This is a genomic window from Streptomyces humidus (assembly GCF_014649655.1).
Classification (GTDB): domain Bacteria; phylum Actinomycetota; class Actinomycetes; order Streptomycetales; family Streptomycetaceae; genus Streptomyces; species Streptomyces humidus.
Genome location: NZ_BMTL01000022.1, coordinates 40,528 through 53,905, shown reverse-complemented (window position 1 = coordinate 53,905; position 13,378 = coordinate 40,528). Strand labels below are relative to the sequence as shown.

Genomic DNA, 13,378 nt, shown 5'->3' with positions numbered 1-13,378 from the left:
GCCCCTGACCGTGGTTGAGGGATTCGGTGACGGCAGCCATCACACGTGCCGGGTCTCGTGACCACCTCGTGCCGTGTTGGAGCCGGGCCGCGGCCCTTCCATCGAACGTAGACGCGCTCTTGAGCACCCCTCGCCACGCTGTCTCCGAGCAGGCCGGCTCCCGGTCACCCGTCGACCGTCCGGCCCAGCACCCACGGGAGGTAGAGATGTCGAGCGACACCAGGGCGCTCATACTGGAGTCGGTGCGCAAGTTTCACCAAGAAGCCTCGCAGCGAACGGAGTTCGTTCCCGGAGTGACCCCGGTGTGGCCGTCCGGCGCCTCGCTCGTGGAGGAGGACCGGGTGGCGCTCGTGGAGGCCGCGCTGGACATGCGCATCGCGGCCGGCGTGACGTCCCGCAAGTTCGAGCGGAAGTTCGCCCGGGCGCTGGGGCTGCGCAAGGCGCACATGACGAACTCGGGCTCCTCCGCCAATCTCCTCGCGCTGTCGTCCCTGACCTCGCCGCAGCTCGGCGACCGCAGGCTGCGACCGGGGGACGAGGTCATCACCGTCGCCGCCGGATTCCCGACCACCGTCAACCCGATCCTGCAGACGGGGATGGTGCCCGTCTTCGTCGACGTGGAACTCGGCACCTACAACACCACGCCCGACCGGATCAGGGACGCCATCGGCCCGAAGACCCGCGCGATCATGATCGCGCACGCGCTGGGCAACCCGTACGAGGTCGAGGAGGTCGCCGCGATCGCGGAGGAGCACGGGCTCTTCCTGATCGAGGACAACTGCGACGCCGTCGGCTCGACCTACCGCGGCCGGTTCACCGGCACGTTCGGCGACTTCGCCACGGTCAGCTTCTATCCGGCCCACCACATCACCACCGGCGAGGGCGGCTGCGTCCTCACCGACAACCTGGTGCTCGCGCGCATCGTCGAGTCCATGCGCGACTGGGGCCGGGACTGCTGGTGCGAACCGGGCGAGGACGACACCTGCCGCAAGCGGTACGCCTACCAGCTGGGCGACCTGCCTCCGCGCTACGACCACAAGTACACGTTCTCGCACGTCGGTTACAACCTGAAGGCGACGGACCTGCAGGCGGCCCTCGGCCTCAGCCAGCTCAGCCGGCTGGAGGAGTTCGGCGCCCTCCGGCGCCGCAACTGGCAGCGGCTGCACGACGGCCTGGCCGCCACCCCGGGGCTCCTGCTGCCCCGGGCCACGCCGGGGAGCGACCCGAGCTGGTTCGGCTTCGCCATCACCGTCCTGCCCGAGGCGCCGTTCGACCGGTACGAACTGCTGCGCTTCCTGGAGTCGAGGAAGATCGGGACGCGGCTGCTGTTCGCGGGGAACATCACCCGCCACCCCGGCTACCTCGACCAGCCGTTCCGGGTCGCGGGCGAACTGGCCAACAGCGACGTCGTCACCGAGCGGACGTTCTGGATCGGCGTCTACCCGGGTCTGACGACCGAGATGGTGGACTACGTCGCCCGGTCCGTCAGGGAGTTCGTCGCCCAGCGGGGCTAGCGGGCTCCCCACCACGGCAGCCCCCACCACGGCGGGCCCCACCACGCAGAGGCGCCACCCCGGATCCGGGGTGGCGCCTCTGCGTTCCTCTCGCGCCAGCGCGCGCGGCTCACAGGACCAGATCGACCCCGTACGCGTCGAGCCAGGAGTTGAGCCACAGCGCCATCTCCAGCCCGCCACGGTCGTAGGGGCGGCTGACGTCCCCCGGGGACCGTCGCAGACAGCGTCGGACCCGGTCCATGTCCAGCAGGGCCAGGACGGGCGAGGACGGCTCCGCGACGACCTCCGCCAGTTCCGCCTTGAGAGCCCGCTCGTAGGCCGGGTCCTGGGTCGCGGGATAGGGCGTCTTGACGCGGCCGGCCACCGACGGCGGCAGCAGGTCGGCCGTGGCGGCCCGCAGCAGACTCTTCTCCCGGCCGTCGAAGCTCTTCATCTCCCACGGCACGTTGAAGACGTACTCCACGAGCCGGTGGTCGCAGAAGGGCACCCGCACCTCGAGACCGACCGCCATGCTCATCCGGTCCTTGCGGTCCAGGAGCGTCTGGACGAACCGCGTCAGGTTGAGATGACCGACCTCCCGCATCCGCCGCGCCCGCCCGGTCTCACCGGGCAGCCTGGGCACCTCGGCGAGGGCCTGGTCGTAGCGGGCGGCCCGGCGGCCCGGGACGTCGATCTTCTCGACGAGACCGGTGTCGAGCAGGCCGAGTCCGCCGAAGTAGCGGGCGGACCCCGCGGTCAGCCAGGGGAACGTCTCCGCGTCCAGCGCACGCGGGTTGCGGAACCACTGGTAGCCGCCGAAGAGTTCGTCCGCCGACTCGCCGGACAGGGCCACCGTCGACTGTTCGCGCACCGCCTTGAAGAGCAGATACAGGGACGGCCACATGTCGCCCCAGTACGCCGGCGGCAGGTCGGTCGCGGCGAGCACGGCCCGCCTGACCGCGGGAGAGGTCAGCTCGTCGCTGCCGATGACCACCTCGGTGTGCTCGGCGCCGACGTGCCGGGCCATCTCCCGGGCGAACGGGGTGTCCGGCGACGTGCGCACCGCGTCCTCGGCGAAGCGGTCCCGCGCCCCGGCGAAGTCGACCGCGAACGAGCGCACGGGACCACGCCCCTCGGCCTCCAGGGCACGTGCGGTGAGCGCGGTGACCGCCGAGGAGTCCAGACCGCCCGAGAGCAGGGTGCACAAAGGCACGTCGGCGACGATCTGCTGCGCCACCGTGTCCTCGAGCAGCCGGCGTACCGTGGCGATCGTGGTCTCCCGGTCGTCCGGGTGCTCCCGCGATTCCAGCGTCCAGTACCGGCGCCGGACCAGGCCGCTCGCCCGGACGCGCACCAGCTCGCCGGGCCGTACCTCGTGCAGGCCGGCGTACACCGCCTGGCCGGGGGTCCGGACCATGTCGAGCACCTCGTACAGCCCGTCGGCGTCCACCCTGCGGGAGACCGTGGGATGGGCGAGGACCGCCTTCGGCTCCGAGCCGAAGAGCACACCGTCCGCTGTCGGCCAGTAGTACAGCGGTTTGACGCCCATCCGGTCGCGCACGAGCAGGAGTTCCGCCCGCTCGGGATCCCAGACGGCGAACGCGAACATGCCGGTGAGGCGCTCGGGCAGCCGCTCGCCCCACTGCAGGTAGCCGCGCAGCACGACCTCGGTGTCGCTCGCCGTGCGGAACACGTGCCCGTGCGACTCCAGCTCGCTTCGCAGCTCCGGGAAGTTGTAGACCTCCCCGCAGAAGCTCAGACAGGCCAGAGCGCGCCCGGAGGCGTCCGCCACCATGGGCTGGACGCCTCCCTCGAGATCGATGACGGACAGCCGGCGATGCCCCAGCACCGCGTGGCGGTCCCACCACAGGCCCTCGGCGTCCGGACCGCGGCACGCGAGCGTGCCGGTCATCGCGCGGACGGTGTCGAGGTGCCGAGGGAGCTCGAGCCGGTAGTCCACCCAGCCGCTGATCCCGCACACGGGATCAGGCCTTTCCGGCGGCGGGCCGGGCGATGTGGCCGTTGACCAGGTCCAGCAGCAGCCGAGGGGTCAGCTCCTGCGAGACGATGTCGTCGGGCAGCGTGACGCCCACGGCCTGCTGGATGCCGATGACGGTGTTCAGCAGGGCGAGCGAGTCGTAGCCGAGGTCGTCGAACGGGACGTCCAGGATGTCGCCCTCCAGGTCGACCCCCTCCTCCTCCCCGGCGCTCTCGCGCAGAACACGGACGAGTTCGTCGAGTGTGAACGTGGACATGTGTCTCCTTCGGATCGCCGCTTCCGGCGGTGCGGAACGCGGGGGAGTGCGTGGCGTGCTGTCCCGCGGGCCGTGCGGACGGCCCGCGGGAGCCTGAACGGACCTGGGGCGGCCGGATCAGCCGGCCCGGCGCACCACCAGCGCGGAGTTGTGACCGCCGTACCCCCGGGCCAGCACCAGGGCGCACCGGAGGGCCGTCTCACGCGGAGCCCCGGTGACCAGGTCGAGCGCGTCGGCATGGGCCGGGCGGTCGATGTGCACGGTGGGCGGGATCACCCCGTCCCGGAGGCTGAGCAGCGCGGTCGCCACGTCCAGCGCGCCGCCCCCGGCCAGCAGGCGGCCGGTCATGGTCTTGGGGGCGGTCACCGGCACGGCCCGTGGCCCGAACACCGCGGCCAGGGTGTCCGCCTCGATGCGGTCCGGTTCCGGGAGTCCGGCCGCGTCGGCGAACACGACGTCGATGTCCGCGGCCGTCAACCCGGCCTCGTCGAGGGCGAGTTCGACGGCGCGACGCAGCCCCGGCGGCCGGCCCGAACCGGGCCGGGGGTCGAAGGTCGCGGCGTACCCGACGATCGCGCCGTACGGTACGGCGCCGCGCGTCCGTGCCAGGTCGGGGTCCTCCAGGGTGAGGAGAGCCCCGCCCTCGCCGGGCACAAGGCCGCTCGCGTCGTGGTCGAAGGGCACATAGGCGCGACGCGGATCCCGCACGGTGGTGAGCCGTCCGGACCGGGTCATGCACAGCCAGCCCCACGGACACATGGCGCTGTCGACACCGCCCGTCACCATGAACGGCGTGCCGTCCCGGACGTGCCGGCACGCCTTGGCCACCGCGTCCAGCCCGCCGGCCTGCTCGGCGACAAGAGCCGCCCCGGCGCCGCGCATGTCGTGCCGGATGGAGATCTGACCCGTGTTGACGGGATAGAACCAGGCGAACGACTGGTAGGCGCTGACATGACCGCCGCCCCGGCTCCACAGCGCCTCCAGCTCGCGCTGTCCGAACTCGAAACCTCCCCCCGACGCGGCGGTGACCACACCGCAGGCATAGCGCCCGAGGCCCGGCACGTCGACGGCGCTGTCCGCGATCGCCGCGTCCGCCGCCACCAGCGCCAGCCGTGTCATGCGGTCCGTCTGGGGCAGCAGCCGCCCCGGGAGAGACTTCCGCGCGTCGAACCCCTTGACCTCGCCCGCGAGACGGGCGGGATAGTCGTCGGGATCGAACAGGGTGATCCGGGCGATGCCGCTGTCACCGCGCAGCACGGCGGCCCAGTACTCCTCGGTGGACGACCCGTTGGCCGCCAGCACACCGATGCCCGTGACCACCGGCGGCCGGGCGTACGGCGAGGGCGGGCCCGGCCGCCCCGTCCCGGCGCCGGCCACCGTCCGCGCCGTCATGCCGCGCGCCGTTCGGGCTTGGTGAGCACGATCGCGCTCTGGAAGCCGCCGAAGCCGCTGGCGACGCTGAGCACGACATCGGTGTTCTGCTCCCGCGCGACCAACGGCACGTAGTCGAGATCGCAGTCCGGATCCGGTTCGTGCAGATTGGCGGTCGGCGGGATGACGGAGTGCTCGATGGCCAGAGCGCTCGCGGCGACCTCCAGGGAGCAGATGGCGCCCAGCGAGTGCCCGATCATCGACTTGATGGAGCTGATCGGCGTGCGGTAGGCGTGCTCCCCCAGGCCGAGCTTGAACGCGGCCGTCTCGTGCAGGTCGTTCTGCCTGGTGGCCGAGCCGTGGGCGTTGACGTAGTCGACGTCGGACGCGTCGATCCGGGCCCGCGCCATCGCCTGCCGGATCGCCTCCGCCAGCTCGGCGCCGTCCGAGCGCAGCCCGGTCATGCTGTACGCGTTGGACCGTGTGGCGTGCCCCGAGACCTCGGCGTACAGGTGCGCCCCGCGCCGCAGGGCGTGACCCAGTTCCTCCATGACGAAGATGGCCGCCCCCTCGCCGAGCACGAAACCGTTGCGTGTGCGGTCGAACGGCCTGGACGCGGTCTCCGGGCTGTCGTTGCGGGGGCTGGTCGCCTTGATGGCGTCGAAGCAGGCCACCGTGATGGGGGAGATCGCGGCGTCCGACGCGCCGCTGATCATGACGTCCGCCGCGCCGTCCCTGATGATGTCGGCCGCGTGTCCGACGACGTCGATCCCGGACGTGCAGCCCGTGGACAGCACGCCCACCGGTCCCTGGGCGTCGGCCAGCCACGCCAGTTCGGCCGCCATGGAGGACGGCAGGAAATAGTCGTAGAGGTAGGGGACGCCGTGCTCGGCGTCCACCTGCCAGGTACGACCCTCGTCGCTGACCACCGCGTACTCGCGGTCCAGACTGGTGGTCATACCGCACGCGGTACCGACCATCACCCCAGTGCGGTGCGCGTCGAACTCGCCCAGAGCGCCGCTGTCGGCCAGCGCCTCCCGGGCGGCGACCACGGCGAACTGCGTGGTCCGGTCCCATCTGCGGATCTCACGCCTGCTCAGCCCCGACCGGACGGGGTCGAAGTCGACCTCGGCGGCGACGCGCGAACGGAAGTCGGCCGCGTTGAACAGGGAGATGGTGCGGGTGGCCGTGCGCCCGGCCGTGAGCAGCTCCCAGTACTGCTTGGCGCCGATGCCGCCGGGAGCGACCACGCCGATGCCGGTGATCACCACTCGTCGGTCATCGCGTCTCGCTGACACAGATTCCCCCTTGGTCGCCGTGGGTTACCGGCACCCGCCGGGTGAGCGGACAGAGCCGGAGGACCTCAGCATCCGGACGACCACTCGAGCCGACCTGGAAGAACGATGGATCCACCCGTCCTCGAACGGCCTCGGTCACCGTGGTCCGGCCCCTCGTCCCGGAAGGCGTCACGGCACCGAGTCATCGAGGCTCCGCGGGCTCCGAGGGCTCCGAAGAGCAGGGAACCAGGGAACGAGGGAAGGGAGGCGGCGGTGCGCGAGGAGAAGCAGCTGACGGTCTGGCGGGTGCTGTCCGTGGGACTGATGGGCATAGGGCTGTCCCACTGGGCGGACGGCGCGTTGTGGGCGGCCCTGTTCGACGAAGGGGAAGGCGCTGCCCGTGCCGCCGTGGCGGAGCCGGACCGGGAGCCGGCGGGCCGCGTGACGGCGTCCCCCGGCCCGCGGCGGAGCGCCCCGCCGTGGCGCCGCACGACATGACGGTGCGGGCCCGGACCCCGGCAGGGTCCGGGCCCACGCGTGCGGCACGCCGGACTCGGGCAGGGCGGCCGGCGGGACGGTCAGCCGGTCGTCCGGCGCAGCAGTTCCTCGCGCAGGTCCCTGCGCTGCACCTTGCCGGTGCCCGAGCGGGGGATGCTCTCGACGAGGTGCACCTGCCGGATGTGCTCGTAGTACGGCAGCTTCGCGTTGACGAACCCGGCCAGCTCGGCGGGCTCGGCGCCGCCCGCCGCCGGGACGACGAGGGCATGCGCCACCGCCCCGCTCACCGGGTCGGGGACGTCGACCACGACGCAGTCCGAGACGGCGGAGTGCCGGAACAGCACCCGTTCGATCTCCGAGGGGGACACCAGCCAGTTGTCGCACTTGAAGGTGTCCTTGATGCGTTCGACCACGAAGAGGTAGCCCTCCTCGTCGACGCGCCCGACGTCACCGGTGGAGAACCAGCCCTCGGCGTCGACGTCGCGTGACAGGTCGCGGCCCAGATAGCCCCGCATCAGCTGCGGCCCCCGGACCTGGATCTCCCCCTTGCCGCCGACGGGCAGGACCTCGCGCGTGTACACGTCGACGATCCGCACCTCGGTGCCCGGCACGGGGACGCCGGACGAGCCCGCCTTGGGCCGGTCGAAATCGTCGAAGTGCGTGGACGGGGACGTCTCGGTCAGCCCGTAGCCCTGCAGCACGGGAACGCCGAAGTGCTGGCCGAGCACGGAGGCCGCGGCCGGCGGCAGCGCCGAGCCGCCGGACAGGATCGCGCGCAGCCGGGGAGCCTCGAGTTCGCTCAGCGCCGGCTCGGCGGCGAGCCGGGTGAGCCGCATCGGAAGGCTGTAGAGGTGGGTCGCCCCGTAGCGTGCGGCGGCCTCGACCGCCCCGGTGAGGTCGTCGTCCGGCCAGAGCACGTGCGTCGCGCCGGCGCAGACGCCGATCGTCAGGTGCATGAGATGGAACGTCGGCAGATGGTTGAAGAGAACCGACGACTCCGTGACCCGGTGTCCGTATGCGCTCTGGGCCGCGTTCACGGTGAGGTTGAAGTGGCTGAGCCGGACGGCCTTGGCGGCGCCCGTGGTGCCACTGGTGAAGTGCAGTCCGGCGATCCGCTCCGCTTCCCGGTCGTCCGTGCCCTGCTCCGGGTCCGGGGTGAACTCCGGTGCGCCGTCGATGAGTTCGTCCAGCGTGGGAAGGGCGTCGGCGGCGTCGCCGAGGCCCGGGGCGCGTTGCGTCAGCACGACGTGCCGCAGTTCCGGCAGCCGGTCGCGGACGGCCGCCAGCGCCGGGTAGAGCCCGGGGGAGACGATCAGGGCCCGGCACGCCGACGTGCCGAGGACGTGGAGCAGCCGTTCCTCGGTGAGCAGGGGACTGACGACCGCGGCGACGTTGCGGGACCGCGTGATGCCGAAGTAGCCGACGGCGAACACGGGATCGAGCACCGCGGCGATCCCGATCACCTCGTCGGGGCCGCCCGCCAGATCGCGCAGGGCCGCGGCACAGGCGCTCACCCGCGCGTCCAGCTCGGCATAACGGATGTCGCCCGCCGCGGTGCGCAGCGCGGGCCGCTCCGGGAACCGGGCCGCCGCCCGGCTGAGCAGACTGTCGACGCGCGGGCCGCCGAGCAGTCCGGAGAGCACGGTCAGGGGCGCCGCACTGGTGATGCTGTCGGCCTCGGTCACCGGTTCGGTCATAGCCATCGCGGATGCTCCTCCTCGGAACTGCAGCGGTGTGGTGTGCGCGACTGTGGTCGGCGCGCTTCGGCTGCGGCTCGAGTGGCGGGCGAGCGGCGCGCTCCAGCGGTATTCCGGCCCGCGTCGAGCCGCGCCGCCGAGCCTGGCGGACACCACCGTGCGGCCCGGACGCCGACAGGCCCGCGTTCCGCACGCGACCCGACCCCAGGAGGAGGCCCGGATGGGCTCGTGGAAGACACCGGACACCGAGGTGCTCGTCACGGGCGCGGGCCCGGTCGGCCTCACCGCCGCTCACGAACTGGCCCGGCGCGGAGTGCGGGTGCGCCTCGTGGACCGCGCCGACGGGCCGGCCGTCACCAGCAGGGCGACGGCCACCCACGCGCGTGCCCTCGAGGTCTACCACCAGATGGGAGTTCTGGAGGACGTGCTGCGGCTCGGCCGCCGGGTCGACAAGTTCACGATGCATCAGCGCGGGCGGGCCCGCGCCCGGCTGGACGCCGACTTCTCGCGGCTGCCGACGCGGTTCCCGTTCACCCTCCAGATCGACCAGGTGCTCACCGAGCAGGTGCTGCGTGAGCGCGTGCGCGACCTCGGGGTGAAGATCGAATGGGGGGTGGGCCTCGAGGAGGCCGGCTCCCACGACGACCACGTGAGCGTGACCCTGCGGCACGCCGACGGGACTGCCGAGAAACTGAGCGTGCCCTGGCTCGTCGGCGCGGACGGCGCGCACAGTACCGTCCGTCGCGCACTCGGCATCGAGCTCGTCGGCGAGAACAACGAGACCTGGCTGACGGCGGACGCCGCGCTGGACACCGACCTGCCGCCGGACAGCCTGCACTGGATGCACACCGGAAAGGGGACCATCCTCATGGTTCCCTTCCCCGAGCCCGGCAAATGGCGCCTCCTCGACACCGTGGACGTCGACCACGCCGACCGGCCTGACGTGATCGCCGAGCGGTTCGCCCGGAAGATCACGCGGGGGACCGGCCGTACCACCACCGTGCGCGAGCTGACCTGGGTGTCGGTCTTCACCATCCGGCAGCGCATGATCCGCACGATGCGCTCGGGGCGCTGCTTCCTGGCGGGCGACGCCGCGCACGTGCACAGTCCCGCGTCCGGGCAGGGCATGAACACCGGCGTCCAGGACGCGCACAACCTCGCCTGGAAGCTCGCCGCCGTGGTGCACGGCCGCGCCGACGACGCGCTGCTCGACAGCTACAGCGCCGAGCGTGTGCCGGTGGGCGAGAAGCTGCTGATGTCCACGAAGACCGCCACCGGCCTCGTGGCCCTGCAGAACGCCGCCGCCCCGGTGCTCCTCCCCGTCGGCCTCGGCTTCCTCGACGCCGTCCGGCCGGTCAGACGGCAGGTGGAACGCAAGGTGCAGCGCGTGATGTCCGGGCTCGCGCTCGACTACCCGGACAGTCCGCTGACGGTCGCGGCCGAGCGGTCCGACGGCATCGCCCCCGGCGCCCGGGTGGGCTGCACCGCCGAGACCGCGCGGGCCTCGGCCGGCTGGCGTGCCCTGTGCGAGGAGTTCACCGACCCCCGCTGGACGCTGCTGGTCCGGCCCACCGCGAGCGCCGGTCACGGGGACCTCGAGCGGATCGGCCGGCGCTTCGGCGCGGAGGTCTCCCTGCGAACCGTCGGCGGGGGCGACCCGGCGCCGGGACCTCATCCGCTGGCGGACCCGGACGGCGCACTGTGGCGGGCGCTGGGAGCGCCGGATCCCGGTTACGCGCTCGTCCGGCCGGACGGCTATCTCGCGGCGAAGGGAGAACTCGCCGCGGCGGACGAGCTGGAGCGCCTCCTGCGCCGCGTCCACCTGGTGCCCGGGGACGGCGGCCGGGGAGACGCGTAGGCCTCCCACCGGAACCGGACCACGGCGAACCGGACCACGGCCGACCGAACCACCGCGAACCGATCCCAACCGAACCGAACCACGGCCGACCGGGCCGTGTCACGAGAGCGGAGCCCCGTTGCGCATCATCGACCTGTCCACGCCCGTCGACGCCGGGGTCTGGGAACCCGACCCCGTCGTCCACGAGGTCCTTTCCCCCGCGGAGGGCGCCCGGCACATGGCCGACGGCATGCGCGAGAACTGGGGAGTCGACTTCGACCCGGCTCAGCTGCCGGACGGGGAACTGCTGTCGCTGGACACCCTCACCCTGACCACGCACACCGGCACCCATGTGGACGCTCCCTCGCACTACGGCACGCGCGCGGACTACCGCCCCGGCGCGCCCCGGCACATCGACGCCATGCCGCTGGACTGGTTCGTGCGCCCGGGAATGGTCCTCGACCTCACGGACGCCCCCGTCGGCGCCGTGGACGCCGGCCGGCTGCGGTCCGCCTTCGACCGGGCGGGCCGGGAGCCGGACCCGCTGGACATCGTGATGCTCCGCACCGGGGCCGACCGGCTCGCCGGCACCCCCGCGTACTTCACCGACTTCACGGGCCTCGACGGCTCCGCGACCCGTCTGCTGCTCGACCTCGGCGTACGGGTGATCGGCACCGACGCGTTCAGCCTCGACGCGCCCTTCGGCCACATGATCGAGAAGTTCCACGAGAGCGGGGACCGGAGTGTCCTGTGGCCCGCCCACTTCGCGGGGCGTGAACGGGAGTACTGCCAGATCGAGCGGCTGGCCAACCTGGACGCGCTGCCGGCCCCGACCGGGTTCACCGTCTCCTGCCTGCCGGTGCGCATCGTCGGCGCCGGGGCCGGCTGGGCGCGGGCCGTGGCCCTGGTCGACGAGTGACGAGCCGTCCCGCCGTGCCTTCCCGGCCGGTGGCCCTCCTGCTGCCGGGACAGGGGTCGCAGTACGCGCGGATGGCCGCCGGACTGCTCCCGTGCGAACCGGTCTTCGCCGAGGCCATGGACGAGGTGTTCACCGCGTGGGGTGACGCCGGCCGCGGGCTGCGCGCGCAGTGGCTCGCCGAACGGCCCGAACCCCCCTGCGATCACGCGGCGTTCGCCCAGCCTCTGCTCTTCGCCGTGGACTACGCCCTGGGACGCCTGGTGCGCAGCTGGGGCATCGAACCGGTCGCCCTGCTCGGGCACAGTGTCGGCGAGGTGGCCGCGGCCGTGCTGGCCGGCGTGTTCCGCCTCGACGACGCGGCGCGCCTGGTGGCCGACCGGGTGGCCCGCTCGGCACGAGCCGAGGAGGGCGGCATGCTCGCCGTCGCGGCGACCGTGGAGCAGCTCGGGCCCTACCTCGGTGAGGGGGTGGTGATCGGCGCGGTCAACGCACCGCTCGCTGCCGTGCTCGCCGGGCCCGAGGCGCCGCTCGCCAAGGTCGCCTGGCGGCTGGCCTCGGAGGGGTTCGCCTGCCGCCGGGTGCCCTCGTTCACGGCCTTCCACAGCCCGCTGATGGAACCGGTGCTGGAGGGCGCCGAGCGGATGATCGCCGCAGCCCCGCGCCGGGCGCCGGGGGTGCGGCTCTACTCCGGCTACACGGCCGCTCCCCTGAGCGCCGCGCAAGCGGTCAGCCCGGCCTACTGGGCGTACCAGCCCGCCCGTCCGGTGCTGTTCTGGCCCGCGCTGGAGGCCCTGCTCGCCGACGGCGACAAGCTGTTGCTGGAGGTGGGTCCCGGCCAGGGCCTGGCCTCCCTGGCCCGGCGTCACAAGGCGGTCCGGGCCGGCCACAGCGCGGTCGCCGCGCTCTCACCGGCCCGCCCGGGCACGCAGGAAGGGGACCGGCAGGCCCTGGTGAAGGCCCGGGACGTGCTCCGCGCCGAGGGCTACGCCCTCGGCCGCTGACCCGCGCACGCCCGACGGGGGCGTCCCGAACCGCGGACCGCGGTTCGGCACGCCCCCGTCCGAGGGACGGGACTCAGGCCCGGCCCGACTCGACCGACTCCTTGAGCAGGGTCAGCGTCGCCATGCTGTTGCCGCCCGCCGCGGCCCGGATGAAGTTCCGGGCCGTGTCGAGCGTGGCGTCGGGCCCCAGCACCTTCACGACCGCCTCTTCCTTGACGACGACCGTGTGCCGGGAGGTGACGCGCACCCCCCGGCCGGACTCCCGCATGCTCCACTCACCCGTGTGGGCGGCCATCAGGGACGGCGGGACGAGCTGCTTGTAGACGATGCGACGCTCCTCGGGGAAGCACACCCGCACCGACTCGGTGCGGTGCGTGGACCCGTCCGCGGCCAGGGTGTCCATCGACATCAGCTGGACGTCCGGAACGTCCTCGGTGAGGTCGAGCCGGGTGACGTGCGGCAGCCGGTCGGGCCACTTCTTCGCCTGGTGGAGGAAGTCGTACGCCGCTTCGGCGGGCCCCTCGACGACGACCGAGTCCTCGAAGGAGAAGAGCAGTTCACCGAGCCGCTCCCAGCGCTCCGCCAGGTCCTTGATGTTGCCGAGCTCGGTCCGGCTGTTGCGGTCGGTCGCCCTCTCGACCCACGCCACGTTCTCCGCGGTGTCGCCCACCGCGTCGAAGTCATGGGTCAGCACCAGCCGCGAGCCGCCCCCCGGCCGCTCGTCGACCGTCCATGTGCCGCCCATGCCGGCGACCGGGGGCGTGGAGACCTCCTGCCGGAAGGTGACGCGCCGCGCCGCCTCGTCGAACTCGCGTCGCGAGGTCCACGACCTCACCGCCCCGTTGGCGGTCGCCCAGATGTGCAGGCGTTCCGCGCCCTCCTGAAGCGCCTCGCGCGCCACGTGCACGGTGGGCCCGAAGAAGTCGGGCCAGCGGGCGGCGTCGGCGATGATGCGGTAGACCCTCCCGGGGGGAGCGTCGATGTCGATCTCGTGCGAGGTGTGGTGCCTTCCCTGTGAAGCCATCATGGC

Annotated in this window: 11 protein-coding genes; 5 read left to right on the top strand and 6 right to left on the bottom strand. The window is 72.8% G+C overall.

Annotation, left to right across the window (positions count from 1 at the left end):
* Positions 1-206: 206 nt before the first annotated feature.
* Positions 207-1,514 (top strand): lipopolysaccharide biosynthesis protein RfbH, encoded by a 1,308-nt coding sequence (rfbH, locus tag IE239_RS24830; RefSeq protein ID WP_190151597.1) that lies wholly within the window; start codon positions 207-209, stop codon positions 1,512-1,514.
* 109 nt (positions 1,515-1,623) lie between these two features.
* Here rfbH and asnB read toward each other — a convergent pair whose 3' ends face one another.
* The 4 genes from asnB to IE239_RS24810 form a co-directional block, all read right to left on the bottom strand.
* Positions 1,624-3,474 carry an asparagine synthase (glutamine-hydrolyzing) gene (asnB, locus tag IE239_RS24825; protein WP_190151596.1) on the bottom strand — a complete coding sequence of 617 codons (1,851 nt, stop codon included), beginning with the start codon at positions 3,472-3,474 and terminating at the stop codon, positions 1,624-1,626.
* 4 nt (positions 3,475-3,478) lie between these two features.
* Positions 3,479-3,748 (bottom strand): acyl carrier protein, encoded by a 270-nt coding sequence (locus IE239_RS24820; RefSeq protein WP_190151595.1) that lies wholly within the window; start codon positions 3,746-3,748, stop codon positions 3,479-3,481.
* A gap of 117 nt (positions 3,749-3,865) precedes the next feature.
* A complete protein-coding gene (locus IE239_RS24815; RefSeq protein WP_190151594.1) occupies positions 3,866-5,140 on the bottom strand; it encodes a ketosynthase chain-length factor in 1,275 nt (424 codons plus the stop codon).
* The gene (locus tag IE239_RS24810; protein ID WP_308435419.1) at positions 5,137-6,390 is read right to left on the bottom strand and encodes a beta-ketoacyl-[acyl-carrier-protein] synthase family protein; all 1,254 of its coding nucleotides are present in this window, start codon (positions 6,388-6,390) and stop codon (positions 5,137-5,139) included. The genes IE239_RS24815 and IE239_RS24810 overlap by 4 nt, the downstream gene beginning before the upstream one ends.
* Positions 6,391-6,669: 279 nt before the next feature.
* Here IE239_RS24810 and IE239_RS24805 point away from each other — a divergent pair, with 279 nt between their 5' ends.
* Positions 6,670-6,894, top strand: coding sequence for a hypothetical protein (locus tag IE239_RS24805; RefSeq protein WP_190151592.1), 225 nt, complete (start codon positions 6,670-6,672; stop codon positions 6,892-6,894).
* An 80-nt stretch (positions 6,895-6,974) separates the two neighbouring features.
* On the opposite strand, the gene IE239_RS24800 is transcribed toward IE239_RS24805, so the two are convergent.
* Positions 6,975-8,597, bottom strand: a complete 1,623-nt coding sequence (locus IE239_RS24800) for a class I adenylate-forming enzyme family protein (RefSeq protein ID WP_190151591.1) — start codon at positions 8,595-8,597, stop codon at positions 6,975-6,977.
* Between the two features lie 214 nt (positions 8,598-8,811).
* Here IE239_RS24800 and IE239_RS24795 point away from each other — a divergent pair, with 214 nt between their 5' ends.
* The 3 genes from IE239_RS24795 (at position 8,812) to IE239_RS24785 (ending at position 12,348) form a co-directional block, all read left to right on the top strand.
* Complete coding sequence (locus tag IE239_RS24795; RefSeq protein ID WP_190151590.1) at positions 8,812-10,449, top strand: FAD-dependent oxidoreductase; 1,638 nt, start codon at positions 8,812-8,814, stop codon at positions 10,447-10,449.
* Positions 10,450-10,567: 118 nt separating this feature from the next.
* Positions 10,568-11,347 carry a cyclase family protein gene (locus IE239_RS24790; protein ID WP_190151589.1) on the top strand — a complete coding sequence of 260 codons (780 nt, stop codon included), beginning with the start codon at positions 10,568-10,570 and terminating at the stop codon, positions 11,345-11,347.
* Positions 11,344-12,348, top strand: coding sequence for an acyltransferase domain-containing protein (locus IE239_RS24785; protein WP_229878287.1), 1,005 nt, complete (start codon positions 11,344-11,346; stop codon positions 12,346-12,348). The genes IE239_RS24790 and IE239_RS24785 overlap by 4 nt, the downstream gene beginning before the upstream one ends.
* A 73-nt stretch (positions 12,349-12,421) precedes the next feature.
* Here the strand turns inward: IE239_RS24785 and IE239_RS24780 are convergent, their stop codons facing one another.
* Entirely contained in the window at positions 12,422-13,375 is a 954-nt protein-coding gene (locus IE239_RS24780) for an aromatase/cyclase (RefSeq protein WP_308435418.1), read from the bottom strand.
* Positions 13,376-13,378: the final 3 nt, after the last annotated feature.